Origin of the sequence: Hymenobacter rubripertinctus, assembly GCF_003583925.1 — a bacterium.
GTDB lineage: Bacteria > Bacteroidota > Bacteroidia > Cytophagales > Hymenobacteraceae > Hymenobacter > Hymenobacter rubripertinctus.
Map to the genome: position 1 here is coordinate 1 of NZ_QYCN01000059.1, position 13,807 is coordinate 13,807.

Below are 13,807 nucleotides of genomic sequence, written 5' to 3' on the forward strand. Positions count from 1 at the left end.
TTGAACATCTTTTGAACATCTTTCGCAAGTTCAGCCTCTTTCTTCTCACGCATGAACCGAGTAAGATTAGTCTGAAAAGAAAGCGTAAAAAGGCCGCCAGAGACGACGGATTTATGCTGGAACTGCTCAAAAGTGCCTAATTTGGTGCGGTAGCCCTATATTCGCTCAGCATATCGTAAACTGTGCCGCCACTATGAAAATTCTCATAACCGGCTCCAATGGCCTGCTGGGCCAGAAACTGGTGGCCTTGCTGGCCCGGCAGCCCGGGGTAGAGGTGGTGGCCACCTCCCGGGGCCGCAACAAGCTGGCCGGGCTGCATCCGGCCGTACGATTTGTGCCCCTGGACGTAACGGAGCCGCAACAGGTGCAGCACGTTATCGGGGCCGAGCAGCCCACCCACCTCATCCACACGGCCGCCCTGACCAACGTGGACGAGTGCGAGTTGAACCAGACGGCGTGTTGGCAGCAGAACGTAACGGCCGTCGGGCATGTGGTGGCTGCCTGCGAACAGTACCAGGTACACCTGCTCCATTTGAGCACTGATTTTGTGTTTAGCGGCGAAACCGGGCCACTGGCCGAGGACGCCGTGCCGGCACCCGTTAATTTCTACGGGGAAAGCAAGCTGGCCGCTGAGCGCCTCGTGCAGCAGTGTCGTACCCCCTGGGCCATTCTGCGAACGGTGCTCGTGTACGGCATCGCGCATGATTATGGCCGCACCAATATTGTACTTTGGGTGCGCGACTCGCTGCGTGCGGGTAAGGCCATTAAGGTGGTCAGTGACCAGTTGCGGACGCCCACGCTGGCCGAAGACCTGGCGGTGGGGTGTTGGCTGGCGGCCCGCCAGCATGCCCGCGGCATCTACCACCTCAGCGGAGCCGAACTCCTGACGCCCTACCAGATGGCCCTGCAGGTAGCCGACTATTTCAGCCTGGATGCCACCCTGATCAGCCGGGTAGATGCCCGCACATTTTCGCAGCCCGCCCGCCGGCCGTTGCGCACGGGGTTTATTATCGATAAAGCGGCGCGCGATCTGGGCTTTCAGCCCCGCTCGCTCATGGCGGGTATCGCGCTCCTGGCCGAGCAAATCGATCTGCCGGCGTCCTAGGTGCGGTGGCTGACCCGGGGCACTAGCTGGCGGGAACAAAAAAAAGCCCGCAGACAACGCCCACGGGATTTTCACACACCTATTGCAACAACCTGACAGTAACGAGGCGCGCTGCGAGCAGCTACGGCGGCTTCGTACTGGAATTATTATAGCTGAATCAAGTATCGGAATAGCCTCCGGACAAGGATAAATCTGGAATTAACGCGGGCAATAGCAGCCCGTGTTCAGGGCCGATGAAGCAAGCGCGCTGACAGCGCCATACCTCCTGTACCGGCCGTTCAACATGACAATGTTAGGCACGATTAGAGGCGGTGTAAAGGACACTTGCGTCGTAGATGTGACTTGTATTGAGTAGGTACCTATTGATTGTAATTAGTCGATTAATACGTAAAGAAAAAGCGAAAAATGCCTGTGTAATTTTCTGCAACTGCTTTTCCTTTCTCCACTTTAATGATTATTGGTCATTCGCGTTGCCATTTGTGACCTCTTTTATTTGGTTCGGCCCAGGGTATGTAAGCTCAGAATAGTTGAAACCAAGGCTAGACCGGGCCAGGCTACCAGCCACCACGCGGTGGGCGCGAGGCGAATGGTGGCCAGCAGTTGGCCCCAACTTGATACTTCGGGTGGTAAGCCAACGCCCAGGAAAGAAAGCGTCGTTTCCAGGCCAATAAGCAAGGCCACGGTGAGCGGGAACCGTACCAGCAGTATGTGCCGGGTGTTGGGCCAGATGTGAGCAGCCAGCAGCCGGGCGGCCGGAATGCCGGCGGCCCGGGCAGCTTCCAGGTACGGTTGTGCACTAACCTGGAGCGTCACGGCGCGCATCAGCCGGGCCGGGGTTGTCCAGCAGCTCAGGCTTAGCAAAAGCACCAGCCCCCCCAGTGAAGGGCGCTGCACGGCGGCAGCGGCCAGCACCAGAATCAGCAGCGGTACGGATTCGAGTAGCGACATCAGCCCCAGTACCAGCGTGTCGACGGGTAGGGCCACGCGGCGGCGGCTAAAACCAAACCGGCCCAGTAGCAGCCAACTGCCAACCGTCACCACCAGCAACCCACCGCTGGCTGGCGTCAGGCGCGGTCCTTGGGCCAGCGCGGCCAGCCCAACCAGCAACCCGGTTAGCAGACTGCGCCAGGTTGGCTGCCACCCCGAATTGCGAAGAAAGCCCGCCGCGCTGCCCAGTCCGGCGCCAATCAGCAGGGTGAGCAGGGTGGCCGGAACGCTCACCAGCGCAAGCGTGCGGGTTCCTTGCAGCAGGGCTTGCCAGATGTCCAGCCCCTGCGGATCGGTTCCCAGCCAATGGCCCACCCCAAAGGGGGGCTGACTGACGTGGGCCAGATCGGGGATAATGGTTTCGGACGGGGCCAGCACCGCCGCGCCCGCTAACAGCAGCAGCCAGCCCCCGGCGAGCAGGCGGCGGATCGAAAAGGGCCGCTTGGCGTGCTGCGGCCTCATAACCGAATGCGCGGATCGGTGAGCTGATACGCGACATCGGTGAGCCATTGCGCCACCAGCCGCACTACGGCCACCAGTCCCACGGCTCCCAGTAGCAGGGGGTAGTCCTGGGTGGCGGCGGCTTCGGCGAGCAGGCGACCCATCCCCGGCAGGGCGAACAACACCTCTACCACCACCGACCCCGCCACCAGATTGGGCAGCAGGTCGGTGAGCAGGGCAATAGTCGGCAGCAGGGCATTTCGCAGCACGTGGCCCCGCATGGTGCGGCGGCGGGATGCCCCTTTGGCGCGGGCCGTAGCCACGTAGGCCCGGGTCATTTCCTGCTGGATAGCGCCATCGAGCTGGATAACCAGGCCGGGCAGACTCACGATAACTAGGCTCAGGACGGGCAGTGCCAGATGGTAGAGCAACTCGCCGGCCCGCTGCCCCCAATTGCCCGATTCCGGTTCCAGCCCCAGGCCAAAAGCGGGAAACCAGGCCAGCGTATCGGGATTGGCCAGCAGCAGCAGCAGCCCCACCGCCACCAGAAACAGCGGAAAGCTCTGAATGCCATGCAGGGCCAGCAGAACCAGGCGCCGGGCACGGGGCCGGTAGCCCAGGCTGGTAGCCATTCCAATGGCCAACCCCACGCTGCCTGTCGTAGCCAGCAGCGTCAGGGGCAGCGTATAACGCAACGCTTCCCCCAGCAACCCCCGTACCGGAGCGCCCTGGCGATAGGAAATACCGAGGTTGCCCGCCAGCAGCTGCCCCAGCCACTGATGATACTGGTTACCGGTGCCGTGCCAGCGCCAGCCCGCAGCGGGTTGCCAGGAAGTATAGAAGAGCGGCGCGCTGAGTCCGTAGCGCCGCAGCAGCTGCTGAGTAAGCGCCGCCTGATCGATGCGCGCATCAAGGCGGGTATTGGCGCTCAGGGTGCTCTGAATGAAAGCGGCCGGATCCGTCACGGACCGGCTCAGCAGGAACAAGGCCGAGAGCGTCAGCCAGACGGCCACCAGGGCCTGGGCGGTATGGCGCAGCAGCACCGGCATATGCGCGCCTACAACTGCGGAACTTCCACCCGGATACGCGCCGCTTCGTAGCCCGGCTTGAGGCCCGTAACGGGCACGCGCAACCGCGCCGCCGCTGCCAACCGGTAGCGCAGAAAGTAGAGCACCGTGAACGGCCGCTCCTGGTGCAGCAGCAGCTGAAACTGGCGTAGCAGCCGGGCTTTGCGGGCCGGATCGTCGGTGGTTGCAATCCGGTCAATCAGCTCGTCGCTGGCGGGCAGGCTGAAGCCGGTATTGTTGCTGGCCCCGATGCCCCGCGAATGCAGCAGGGGGGTGAAATCGTAGGAAAACGGGTTGCCACTGAAAGTGCGGATAGACATGTCCGTTGCGCCGGCCCGCAGCTGGCGCGACAGCACCGACTGCTCCGTGGGGCGCAGGTTCACGGCAACGCCTACGGCCCGGGCCGCCGCGCTGAACTGGCGGGCCGCCGTTTCGTAGGCGGGTTCGCCCGTCCGGTAGCTCAGGTCCAGCCGCAGCTGTTCCGGCTGCCCCTGGGCATTGGGGCGGGTCCAGGGGCCGGCACCTCGCCGCTGCCAGCCGGCCTGTTGCAGCAAGCTCACGGCGGTGGTGGGGTCGAACCTGAGCAACGGCAGGCTGTCGTGGTAATAGGCCTTGACGCGCGGACTAATCAGCCCGACGCTCGGTACGGCCGCTCCCTGTTGGGTGGCTTGCACAAGTGCGGCTACATCAAACAACTGACTCAGCGCCCGGCGCGTCAGCGCATCCCGCAGGATGGACTTGCGCACGTCGAAGCTGGCGGCGAGAAACTCGTAGGAGTCGGTGGCCGAGAACCGTAACCGTTGCTGATCGGCAGCCGATTGCTGAAGCCGGACGAACTCAGCAGCGGGCATGAGTGAGTACAAATCGATTTCCCCCCGGCGCAGGGCCAACGTTGCCGTTGCCGCGTCCGGAATGATCTGGTAAGTGAGCTGATCCGGAAAAGCCTGCAAGACCGGTGGAGGGGAAGATAAGGTATCGGCCCACCACCGCGTTTTGCGGGCGAGTGTCAGGTAACGGCCCTTCTGCCAGTCCGAAATCCGATAAGGGCCGCAGCCGGGCAGCCGTTCCGGGTGCTTGTTCAGTTCCAGCGCCTGGTAACGCCTGGCAAAGGCCACAACAACGGCGGGTACAGGCCGGGAAGTCTGCCGCAGTGCTGGCAATGCTATTGAGCGTAACTGCCCCTCAGGGTCCAGCACGTACTCCGGCAGGATTGAAAAGTCGCCTGAGGAGCGTACATGGTCCGGCGACTGTCCGACGCACACGAGCGTAAACCGCCGGGCGTCCGTCGGATCCAGCCGGATATCCCGGATAAAGCCGAACATAGCCTGATCCATCTCCGTCGGTAAGCCCGGGCAGTTCATCACCTTGAGGGTGAAAGCCACGTCGCGGGCCAGTACCGGCGAGCCGTTGTCCCAGGTAGCCTCCGGCCGCAGCCGGTAGCTCACCAGCAGCAGGGAGTCATCTGCCCATTGCACTATCGGCATAGCTTCCGCCAGCCAAGGCACAAAGTCGTTATCGGCTTCACTGGCCTTCAACAAGCTACAGTAGGTCAGATTGGCAACTTCAGAAGCACTGCTATTACTGACAACCAACGGGTCCAGGTTATCCGGGTCGGATGCCCAACGGATGCGAACAACGAGGCTGGTAGTAGCGTCTGGGGAAGTTGAGCAAAAGGTAAGAATGAGCGCACTCAACGACACTACAAAACCTCGGAAGAGTTGCTTCATGAACGGGTAAGCGCGTAGGAGGGAACTCCGGGCAAGTTACCACGTTTTGAAACGCCGCAGAAAAGAGTCGGATTAATGGTCGTCGCCCCAACCGCCTACGCCGTGGTCAGCATCGGCACTGGCAGTAGTAGCGTTGGTTGAAGCTGCCGGCTGGGTGTTGTCGGGGGTAACAGCGGGTGAAGCTGAGAGAATAAAAAACTGAAGGATGGCGGCGGCGATGAGCTCTAGCATGGATAGAAGTATTTGTGGTTCAGGTGATTGAACGACACAAATGTGGGGTCTAAACCAGTGCTCAGAAAGGCAACAAGGACGCGAAACGTGACCCCTCTTCAGGCGAACCACGTGGTGATATCCATTCTCAAAAAGGTAGTTGGGAAGCCCTCAGCGGGTAAGAAGACGATACTTATCGGACGAATTGCTAATAATTCGTGACATATATTATTGCAAATGACAACAATTATAATCATGCAAAGCTATGGCAGATTACTGGACTGCGTAAAGGCCGGTAACAATATTTTGTGACATCTATTGAAGCTGCTTGTCGATGTTCTACATTAGCATCTGAGCTGATTTAAAGACCCTTTATGCTATGGAAGAACTGATAAATCTGGTTAAAATTGTGACCGATAGAAGACTGGCCGTATTGCCTTTCCTTGACTTCTCGAATAAGCGCTCTACCAACAAGGACCTACGACTGGTCCGGCTGCTGGAAACCGGTAACTCGGTCACTCAAAAGCAATTGATGAAGGGAATATACGGAAATAGCGATGCCAAAACGCAGACCAACTTCCGCAAGCTGAAATCAAGGGTTCAGCAGAAACTGCTCAATCATCTGTATTTTCTTGACCAGACCGACACCCGACACTTGGTTTCCCGCCAATATGAGCAGCAGTGCCTGGGGCTGTTGCACCAAGCCAAAATCCTGAGCAGTGAAGGGGAGTACCGGATGGCGGAAAAGCTATTTCGTAAATTTATGCGGGTAGCCGAAGAAGCGGAGTATACTCATTATAATGTGCTGGGAGCCAGAATATTGAAGAAAATGTACGGGGAAATGGGTCAGCCGGCAAAGTACCACGCAATGGCCAAGCAGTTTGCGGCTTTTCAAGCGAAGATGGAATTGGAGGATGAGGCTGAGCAGCTCTACACCGACATGAAACTCACCCTCAATCACAAGGTGAAATCCCGAAAAGCGCTGCTTGCCAAGATGCCGGAAGTGATAAACCGATTAGAGGTGCTTTATAAGGAGGCGGGAGGGTATAACACTTTTTATTTTTTGTATGCTACCAAGATGTCACGGGAGGAACTGACTGGGAATTACGAGGAAATAATTAGTATAACTGCACAGACAGACAAAGACTGGGAACAGAATAAAATCAATAAAAAACGCTTCGATAAGCGGTTTAACAACTATATGAGCGTGTATGCTCATTTGCAGTGCCGACAGGCGAAGAAAGGCTTGGCGCTGGCCGAGGAGTACTTCAAGGACTTTCACTATTCCTCGGGCAACTGGTTTTACTTCCTGGAAACCTACCTGCTGCTGGCCATTCATGCCAAACAGTATAGCCAGGCGGTTGACCTGCTGCAACAGGCCCGCAAAAACCCATACCACCGCAAACAGCGGGCTGCCGCTCAGCAGCGGTGGGAGCTATACGAGGCCTATGTGCAGTTCGTGCGTCCGGAAGAGTCGCCGCTCAAAATGCGCCACTTCGCCCAGTTCGTGCAGACGGTGCCCGACTACAGCCGCGACAAGCAGGGCTACAACGTAGCCATTCTGGTCATTCAGTTTCTGTATTTCCTGCAGCGCCGGGATATTGAGGGGCTGCTGGCGCGGCTGGAGGGCTTGCGCAAATATGAGCAGCGCCACCTGCGCGACCCGGCCACGCTGCGCAGCCAGCTGTTCTTCCGCCTGCTGCTGATGACGGTGAAGCAGAACTTCGCGCCGGATGCGTGCGAGAAAAAAGCACTCCCCCTACTGGAGCGGTTGCGGGCTGCCCCGCTGCCCGGCCAGGCATACGGGGAAATCGAGATCATTCCTTACGAAGACCTGTGGGACCTGACCCTGGGCATACTGCGGCATCTGGCTGCCGAGGACCTGGCCGCCGAACATGCGGCCCGCAACCGGGTGTAGTCCGGGCCGATACTGAGCGCCCGCTCTCCACCGACACCCGGACGATGACGGGGGCCTGGCGCAGGCAACGGGCACGTGTGGCTAGCGCCGGACCGCGGCCCCTTTAGCCGCCGCCCGGCCCGCAACTGCCGGGCGGGCGGGCACCGGTTTGGGAGCCGGTTTACGCGGCACCGTGGTAGCAGCCACCACCTGAGTGATGACAACGGGTGCCGGCGTCCGGACAGCCGCTACGGCGGCGTGCAGCGTGCCGGGGGCGGCGGCCAGGTACCGCTCGTACTGGGCGGGTGCGAGAATGGTGCCCAGCTGCGTCGTGTAGGCCTGACCGATGGCGGTGAGCTTCTGTTGCAGCATGTCGGGGTCGTTGGCGTAGAGCTGGCGGGCGTCGGCCTGCTCGCTCAGGCGCTGCTGGGTGAGGCGGCGGACCGGCAGCTGGCGAGCATCATCGAGGCTGATGAAGGCGGCCAGCTGCCGGGTAATGGTCATGGCTTCTTCTTTGAAAGCGGGAGCAGCCTCCTGGGCGCGGGCGGGCGGTTGCAGCAGCAGGCCAAGCCCGCTGATCAGCAACAAGGGTAGAATTTTCATGCGCGGGAAAGAAGAAGAGGGGAAAGGCCAGAGGAGCACCGGGAGAAAGCGGTAAAATGCCAACTCCCTGCTTCAGTAGTCCGAAGATAAAATGCGCGGGAGTGCGGCGCGGTATTCTAAGACGAAAACCCGCCAACGCCCGGACGAAACGGCCGGTGGACTCGTTCAACGCGGCTTCAGGGCATGACGACCACCCGCCGGCTTACGCAGTGGCTGGCGGGGCAGCTATCGGGGCCGTTGCCGCGCAGGCTCATGCGCACTAGGTACTGACCCGGCCGGCGGAAGGCGTGCGCTACCTGCCGGCCGTTGGTGACGTAGCCGTCGCGGAAGTCCCAGAGCACCACTGCGTTTGCGCAGAGCGGGAGCTGGGAGTCCAGGGCGTCGAAGGTGAGAGGCTGGCCCACGCGCACGGTATCGGCGGCGCGGAAGTTGAGCACGATTTCGGTGGTGAAATCGACGGGAATGAGTTTTTCGGCGGCCCGGATTTCCCCCGTGGCCTCATCCAGCACGTCCAGCTGCACGGTGTAATGGCGGCGCTGCTGGTAGCAGTGCGAAATGGTCGCGCCGGTGAGCAGGGTGCCGTCGCCCATGTGCCAGCGGAAGGTGAGCGGGCCGGCGGCGGGGTCCACGGCGCGGCGGGCGTCCAGCTCCACGCACATTTCCATTACCCGGGGCAGGGGGCAGTCCACGCTCAGCGTGTCGCCGGCGCTCTGCGCCGCGGCCGGCTGGGCAACGAACAACAAAACCAGCAGCAGGCACAATAGAAAACGCACGCGGGCAGCAGTAAAATGGAAACCGGAGGAAGGACCGTGAAGCATCACCGACTCACGGAGTGAGACGCGCTAGAACTTGTTCAGGCGCTGAAATACCTCCTTCTGGTAGGTCTGGCCAATGGGAATATGCTTCTTGTCGAACACGATGGTGTTGTCCTCAATGCTTTGCACGCGCTTGAGATTGACAATGAACGAGCGGTGTACGCGCACGAACAGGGCCTGCGGAAACTTCTCCTCCACGGCCCGCATGGTACTGTACACGATGAGCTTGCTCTGGCCCGTCACGATGTGGACATAGTCGCCGAGGGCTTCCACGTACTGCACGTCCTCGAACTGCACTTTCACCAGCTTGCTATCCACCTTGACGAAGGTAAACGCCGCGTCGGCGGGAGCGGGTTCGGCGGTTTCCGCGCGGCTGCCAGCCACTTCCAGCGCCTTCTGGGCGGCTTGCAGAAACCGGGCGTAGCTGATGGGCTTCACCACGTAATCGAGCACATCGTGCTCAAAGGCTTCCACGGCGTAGCTTTTGCTGCTGGTGATGAGGATGACCAGGGGCGGGTGCTGGAGAGTGCGCAGCAGGTCGAGGCCCGACATCAGGGGCATCTCCACGTCGAGAAACAGCAGGTCGATGGGTTGCTGGCGCAGAATTTCGGCCGCCGCAATGGCACTCTCGCAGCTGGCGGCGTGGGCCAGGAAGGGCGTGTTGCCGATGCAGTTCTCAACAATCTGGAGCGCCAGGGCATCGTCGTCGACAACCAGGCAGCGGAGCGGAGCAGGAGTTTCGGCCATAGTATCAAAGGTACAGGCTAACCTGAAAAAAATACTATTGTTTTATGGCCGGGCTTCGGGCAACCGGCATTCCAGCAGCGGGTATACCTGCCGCAGAGCCTGCTGAATGCTGATCAGCAGCGGGGGTAAGGCCGCATCGGCGGGCTGCTGGCGGGCGGTCTGTTCCACGGTTTCCAGCTGCCGGGTGAGGGTTGGGAGGCCGAAATACGCCACCTGGCCCCTGAGCTTGTGGGCTACCTGGGCCAGGGCCGGCCCCTGGGTGGCCGGTAATTCGGCGGCCAGCACCGGGGCCTGGGCCAGAAACGTGCGCACAATCTGCTGGACGAAGGCCTCGTTGCCGCCGGCCAGCTCTTCGAGCAGCGTCCAGTCGGGCCGCTCCGGTGGGTCTTCGGCCGGGGCAGAAGCGGCCGCCGGAGCGGGCGGGGCACTTCCATCGGGGGCGGCTCCGCCAGCGGCCGGAACCGCCGTGGGGGCCGGCGTGCGGCCGGTATAGTGGGCGAGGCGGGCGTAGAGCACGGCCGGGTCGAAGGGCTTGGCCAGCGTGTCGTTCATGCCGGCTTCCAGGGCCAGCACCCGGTCTTCGGGCAGGGCCGAGGCGGTGAGGCCAATCAGGGGCAGGCGCTGCGGGTCGGGGAAGAGGGCGCGGAGCTGGCGGGCGGCTTCGTAGCCGTCCATTTCGGGCATCTGCACATCGAGCAGCACCGCATCAAAGGCCTGCTGTTGGGCCGCCTCCACGGCCCGGCGGCCATTGTCGGCCACGGTTACGCGCACGTTCCAGGCCTCCAGGGTTTTGCGGGCCACGAGCTGGTTGAGCAGGTTGTCTTCGGCCACCAGCACCCGCAGCGGGGGCGCAAAGGGCGGCAGCACCAGGGCCGCCTCGGGCGGCACGGTGGCCGGGTCGGCGGGCCGGGCCGGAATTTCAAACCAGAAAGTGGAGCCTTCGCCCTCGGTACTTTCCACCCAGAGCCGCCCGCCGTGCAGCTGCACCAGGTTGCGGGCAATGCTCAGGCCCAGACCGGTGCCCCCAAACTGCCGGGTGGTGCTGGCGTTGGCCTGGGAGAAGTCCTCGAAAATGGCGTCCAGTTTGTCGGCCGCAATCCCGATGCCGGTGTCGCGCACTCCGAACCGCAGCGTTGCTGAGGCATCGGCCGTCGCCACCGCCTCCAGCCGCAGCGTAACGCCGCCCCGGGTGGTAAACTTCACGGCGTTGCCCACCAGGTTCACCAGCACCTGGTTGAGGCGCACCGGGTCGCCGAGAATGGCGGCGGGCACTTCGGGGCCGATTTCGGTGCGGAAGTAGAGGCCCTTGGACTCGGTGGCGAACCGGAACATGCGCGCCACCCGCTCCACCAGCTCCGGCAGCCGCAGCGGGGCCTGCTCCAGGGTGAGCTTGCCGGCTTCCATTTTCGAGGAGTCCAGAATGTCGTTGATGATGACCAGCAGGTTCTGCGACGACGACTGAATGGCCTCCAGGTACTCCTGCTGCTCCCCGTTGATGGGCGTGTTGCGCAGCAGGTGGCTCAAACCAATCACGGCGTTCATGGGCGTCCGGATTTCGTGGCTCATGTTGGCCAGAAACTGGGCCTTGGCCCGCCGCGAGGCCTCGGCCGCGTCGCGGGCCACCACCAACTCGGCGTTGGTCTGCTCGGTTTCGGCCTTCTGCCGGCGCAAGTCGGCGGTACGCTCTTGCACCGTGGCTTCCAGCTGCCGCTTCTGGCGGCGCAGGGTGGCCGTCCGGGTCCGGGTGAACCCCCAGATGCCGACCACTGCCGTCGCCACGCTCAATACAGCAAACCAGGCGGTTTGCCAGAACGGGGTAGCCACCGAGAACGGGGTGGCAGCGGGTGCCGACCAGGCCCCGTACTGGCCCAGGCGGGCGCGGACTTCCAGCATGAACCGGCCCGCATCAAGGCGCGGGAACTGGGCTTCGCCGGTGGCCGAAGGCTGGCTCCACTCGTTCTGGTAGCCCCGCAGCCGGTACTGGTACTGCAAATCGGCCGCCCCGGGCCGCAGGCTCACGCCCCGAAACCGGAAGCTGACCCGGTGCCGGCCCGCCGATAACTCCCCAAGGCCGTAGGGCGGGCGGGCGGCCCCATCAACGGCACTCGCGAGCAAACGCGGAACGGGGGGCTGGTTGGCGGGCAACAAGTCGGGGGCATCGGTGCGCAGGCGCAGCAGGCCGGTGCGCGTGAGCACCCACAGGGCGTACTCGTCCCAGGCCACGGCGGCCTGCGGGAGCAGGTCGTGCACCAGCGGATTAGCGGGCAGCGTGGCCGACCGGAATTCACCATTCTTCCCCAGAAAGCTCAGGGCATCCCGGTGCACGGCAACCACCTGCTCCTTACGGAAATCGTGGCGGTAGCCGCCGTGGTAGCTACTGCCCCAGCGCACGGGCAGCAGGGCGTAGCAGTAGGGGGTGGCCAGGCCCCGGGCCGGGGTGTAGTGGGTGAACCGGTTGTGCTGGAAGCGGAACACGCCCTGTCCTTCCGTCCCGATCCAGACCCGGCCCACGTCATCGGTGAGCAGCGCCGACACATTGACGATGCCTTTGGAATAGCGGAAGTAGCGGAACCGGCCGCGCCGCCACACGGCCAGCCCGGTATCGTGGGTCCCCATCCATACCTGGCCCGCCGAGTCGGTGGTGAGGGCGTAAATGGTGTTATGGAGCAGGCCGTTGGCGGTGGTGAAGTGCTCGGCCGGCCGGGCTGAGTCGGCCGGTAGCCGGTACACGCCATCCAGGGCCGTGCCCACCCACAGGTCGCCGTTGCGGTGCTGGCTGAGGGCCGTAATGGCCACCGTGGCCGGCAGCCGCCGCACCAGGCGCATGAACGGCTGCCGGGAAGGCTTCTGCGGTACGGGCGTCTGCCATAGCCCATGCCCGGTGGTGCCGGCCCAGACAGCGGCCGGTACCCGGGGCGGGTAATGGCCATCCCAAACGGCCCGGGAGCGTTCATCGGGCGTCGCCAACAAAGCGGTTGGGGCGAAGGGCAACAGCAGCTCATCGGGGAAAACAGCTACGGGCGCCGACGGCGCGGCTCCGTGTCGTAGTCGGCCCCACTGGCCCGTGCTCAGCCCGGCCGAAGCCCGCGCCCCGCTTAGCAGGGACGTAACTTTCGGGCCACCTGCCACTGCGGGCTGCGGGTAGAACGTCACGTGCCGGTCCGACCACCGCCACAGGCCCTGCCCGGCCGTGCCCAGCCAGAGGTTGCCCTCCCGGTCGGGTAGCACGCACTGCACCACCGTGCCGGCGGGCAGCACCCGCTCAAAGCCGAAGCTGGGGCCGGGAACCGGCGTTTTCAGGGGCGAAGAAGGGAGGTGGCCGACTTCCCGGAAAGCCGTATCGGGGGGCGCGATGCCGGCGGCCGGCCGCAACGGCCCGGCCGCCGCAGCCTTCCCCGAAACCGGCCGAAATCCGCCGCCCCGGCTCACCGACAGCCCCCCTTGGTAGTGGCCCACCCATAGCCGGCCGGTGCCGGGCTCCAGGGCCAGCCGGGTCACGAAATCCTCGGCCAGCCCCTCGCGGGTGGTGAAGGTGGTGAACGCCGTGCCGTCGAAGCGGACCAGGCCCTCGGCGGTGCCCATCCAGAGGTAGCCGGCCGCATCCTGGGCCAGGGCATAAATGAAGGGCTGGGGTAGCCCTTCGGCCGCCCCGAACTGCTTCAGAAACACCCGGCCCGGCGGCGGCTGGGCGGCGGCCAGGTGAGCAAATAAGCAGAGAAGCAGGAGCAGGCGGCGCATCAGGCCGGCAAGATAGGCGTTCGGCCCGCGCGGCCGGGGTTTCTGCGCCTGAGCCGCTGATTTGCTCGGTGGACTGTCCTTCTGGTAGGGCAGAAGGCCGGTATTCGGCCGGCTGCCGGGCCTGCCTTACGCGGCCTACCCGCCCGCCCGCCTATGCCAGTGCCTGGTGTAGGCGCTGCACTACTCCCCGGCCCGGTTTGTGGCGCGCTTCCGCCCACCGGGCTTTCAGTCCGGCCGCATGGCCGGCAGCGCGGCCAGCGTGGCCGCTTCGGCTTGCAGGGCCGCCCGGCGCACCAGCAGCAGCGCCAGGGCCGTAGCGGCATCGGGCCGCAGGGCGGGGGGCGGCGGCAGGGCGGCAGCCAGCGCGGCCAGCCAGCGTTGGGCGTGGGCCTGCTCGGTGGGGGTGGCGCCGGCGGGGTCGGGGGGGGGGCGCGGGGCCAGGGCGGCGGCCAGCACCGGCCCGGCCCAGC

Annotated in this window: 11 protein-coding genes; 2 read left to right on the top strand and 9 right to left on the bottom strand. The window is 63.5% G+C overall.

Translation table 11 applies throughout. The annotated features are described in order from the left end of the window. The first annotated feature begins 193 nt into the window (after positions 1-193). Positions 194-1,105: an SDR family oxidoreductase gene (locus D0T11_RS20580; RefSeq protein WP_119657695.1), complete on the top strand. Its 912-nt coding sequence runs from the start codon at positions 194-196 to the stop codon at positions 1,103-1,105. Positions 1,106-1,594: 489 nt separating this feature from the next. Here D0T11_RS20580 and D0T11_RS20585 read toward each other — a convergent pair whose 3' ends face one another. The 4 genes from D0T11_RS20585 to D0T11_RS22735 form a co-directional block, all read right to left on the bottom strand. Next, complete coding sequence (locus D0T11_RS20585; RefSeq protein ID WP_182888531.1) at positions 1,595-2,554, bottom strand: ABC transporter permease; 960 nt, start codon at positions 2,552-2,554, stop codon at positions 1,595-1,597. Continuing rightward, a complete protein-coding gene (locus D0T11_RS20590; RefSeq protein ID WP_119657697.1) occupies positions 2,551-3,582 on the bottom strand; it encodes an ABC transporter permease in 1,032 nt (343 codons plus the stop codon). Before D0T11_RS20590 ends, D0T11_RS20585 begins: the two co-directional genes overlap by 4 nt. Positions 3,583-3,590: 8 nt before the next feature. Then, positions 3,591-5,138, bottom strand: a complete 1,548-nt coding sequence (locus D0T11_RS20595) for an ABC transporter substrate-binding protein (protein ID WP_182888532.1) — start codon at positions 5,136-5,138, stop codon at positions 3,591-3,593. Positions 5,139-5,399: 261 nt separating this feature from the next. Further along, positions 5,400-5,558 (bottom strand): hypothetical protein, encoded by a 159-nt coding sequence (locus D0T11_RS22735; RefSeq protein ID WP_182888533.1) that lies wholly within the window; start codon positions 5,556-5,558, stop codon positions 5,400-5,402. Between the two features lie 358 nt (positions 5,559-5,916). Between D0T11_RS22735 and D0T11_RS20600 the strand changes: the two genes are divergently transcribed. Continuing rightward, positions 5,917-7,455, top strand: a complete 1,539-nt coding sequence (locus tag D0T11_RS20600) for a hypothetical protein (RefSeq protein ID WP_147374764.1) — start codon at positions 5,917-5,919, stop codon at positions 7,453-7,455. Positions 7,456-7,536: 81 nt separating this feature from the next. On the opposite strand, the gene D0T11_RS20605 is transcribed toward D0T11_RS20600, so the two are convergent. The 5 genes from D0T11_RS20605 to D0T11_RS22740 form a co-directional block, all read right to left on the bottom strand. Further along, positions 7,537-8,037 carry a hypothetical protein gene (locus D0T11_RS20605; RefSeq protein WP_119657700.1) on the bottom strand — a complete coding sequence of 167 codons (501 nt, stop codon included), beginning with the start codon at positions 8,035-8,037 and terminating at the stop codon, positions 7,537-7,539. A gap of 176 nt (positions 8,038-8,213) precedes the next feature. After that, positions 8,214-8,810: a PKD domain-containing protein gene (locus D0T11_RS20610; protein WP_182888534.1), complete on the bottom strand. Its 597-nt coding sequence runs from the start codon at positions 8,808-8,810 to the stop codon at positions 8,214-8,216. 69 nt (positions 8,811-8,879) lie between these two features. Then, complete coding sequence (locus tag D0T11_RS20615) at positions 8,880-9,599, bottom strand: LytR/AlgR family response regulator transcription factor (RefSeq protein WP_119657702.1); 720 nt, start codon at positions 9,597-9,599, stop codon at positions 8,880-8,882. Positions 9,600-9,641: 42 nt separating this feature from the next. After that, positions 9,642-13,337, bottom strand: a complete 3,696-nt coding sequence (locus tag D0T11_RS20620; protein ID WP_119657703.1) for a hybrid sensor histidine kinase/response regulator — start codon at positions 13,335-13,337, stop codon at positions 9,642-9,644. Positions 13,338-13,562: 225 nt separating this feature from the next. Then, on the bottom strand, positions 13,563-13,807 hold a 245-nt coding region (locus D0T11_RS22740), incomplete at its 5' end, for a hypothetical protein (protein WP_220473760.1).

Bases quoted from the DNA above. Each gene is read 5' to 3' on its own strand.
- D0T11_RS20580 (WP_119657695.1), top strand. From the start codon at position 194: ATGAAAATTCTCATAACCGGCTCCAATGGCCTGCTGGGCCAGAAACTG.
- D0T11_RS20585 (WP_182888531.1), bottom strand. From the start codon at position 2,554: ATGAGGCCGCAGCACGCCAAGCGGCCCTTTTCGATCCGCCGCCTGCTC.
- D0T11_RS20590 (WP_119657697.1), bottom strand. From the start codon at position 3,582: ATGCCGGTGCTGCTGCGCCATACCGCCCAGGCCCTGGTGGCCGTCTGG.
- D0T11_RS22735 (WP_182888533.1), bottom strand. From the start codon at position 5,558: ATGCTAGAGCTCATCGCCGCCGCCATCCTTCAGTTTTTTATTCTCTCA.
- D0T11_RS20600 (WP_147374764.1), top strand. From the start codon at position 5,917: ATGGAAGAACTGATAAATCTGGTTAAAATTGTGACCGATAGAAGACTG.
- D0T11_RS20605 (WP_119657700.1), bottom strand. From the start codon at position 8,037: ATGAAAATTCTACCCTTGTTGCTGATCAGCGGGCTTGGCCTGCTGCTG.
- D0T11_RS20615 (WP_119657702.1), bottom strand. From the start codon at position 9,599: ATGGCCGAAACTCCTGCTCCGCTCCGCTGCCTGGTTGTCGACGACGAT.
- D0T11_RS20620 (WP_119657703.1), bottom strand. From the start codon at position 13,337: ATGCGCCGCCTGCTCCTGCTTCTCTGCTTATTTGCTCACCTGGCCGCC.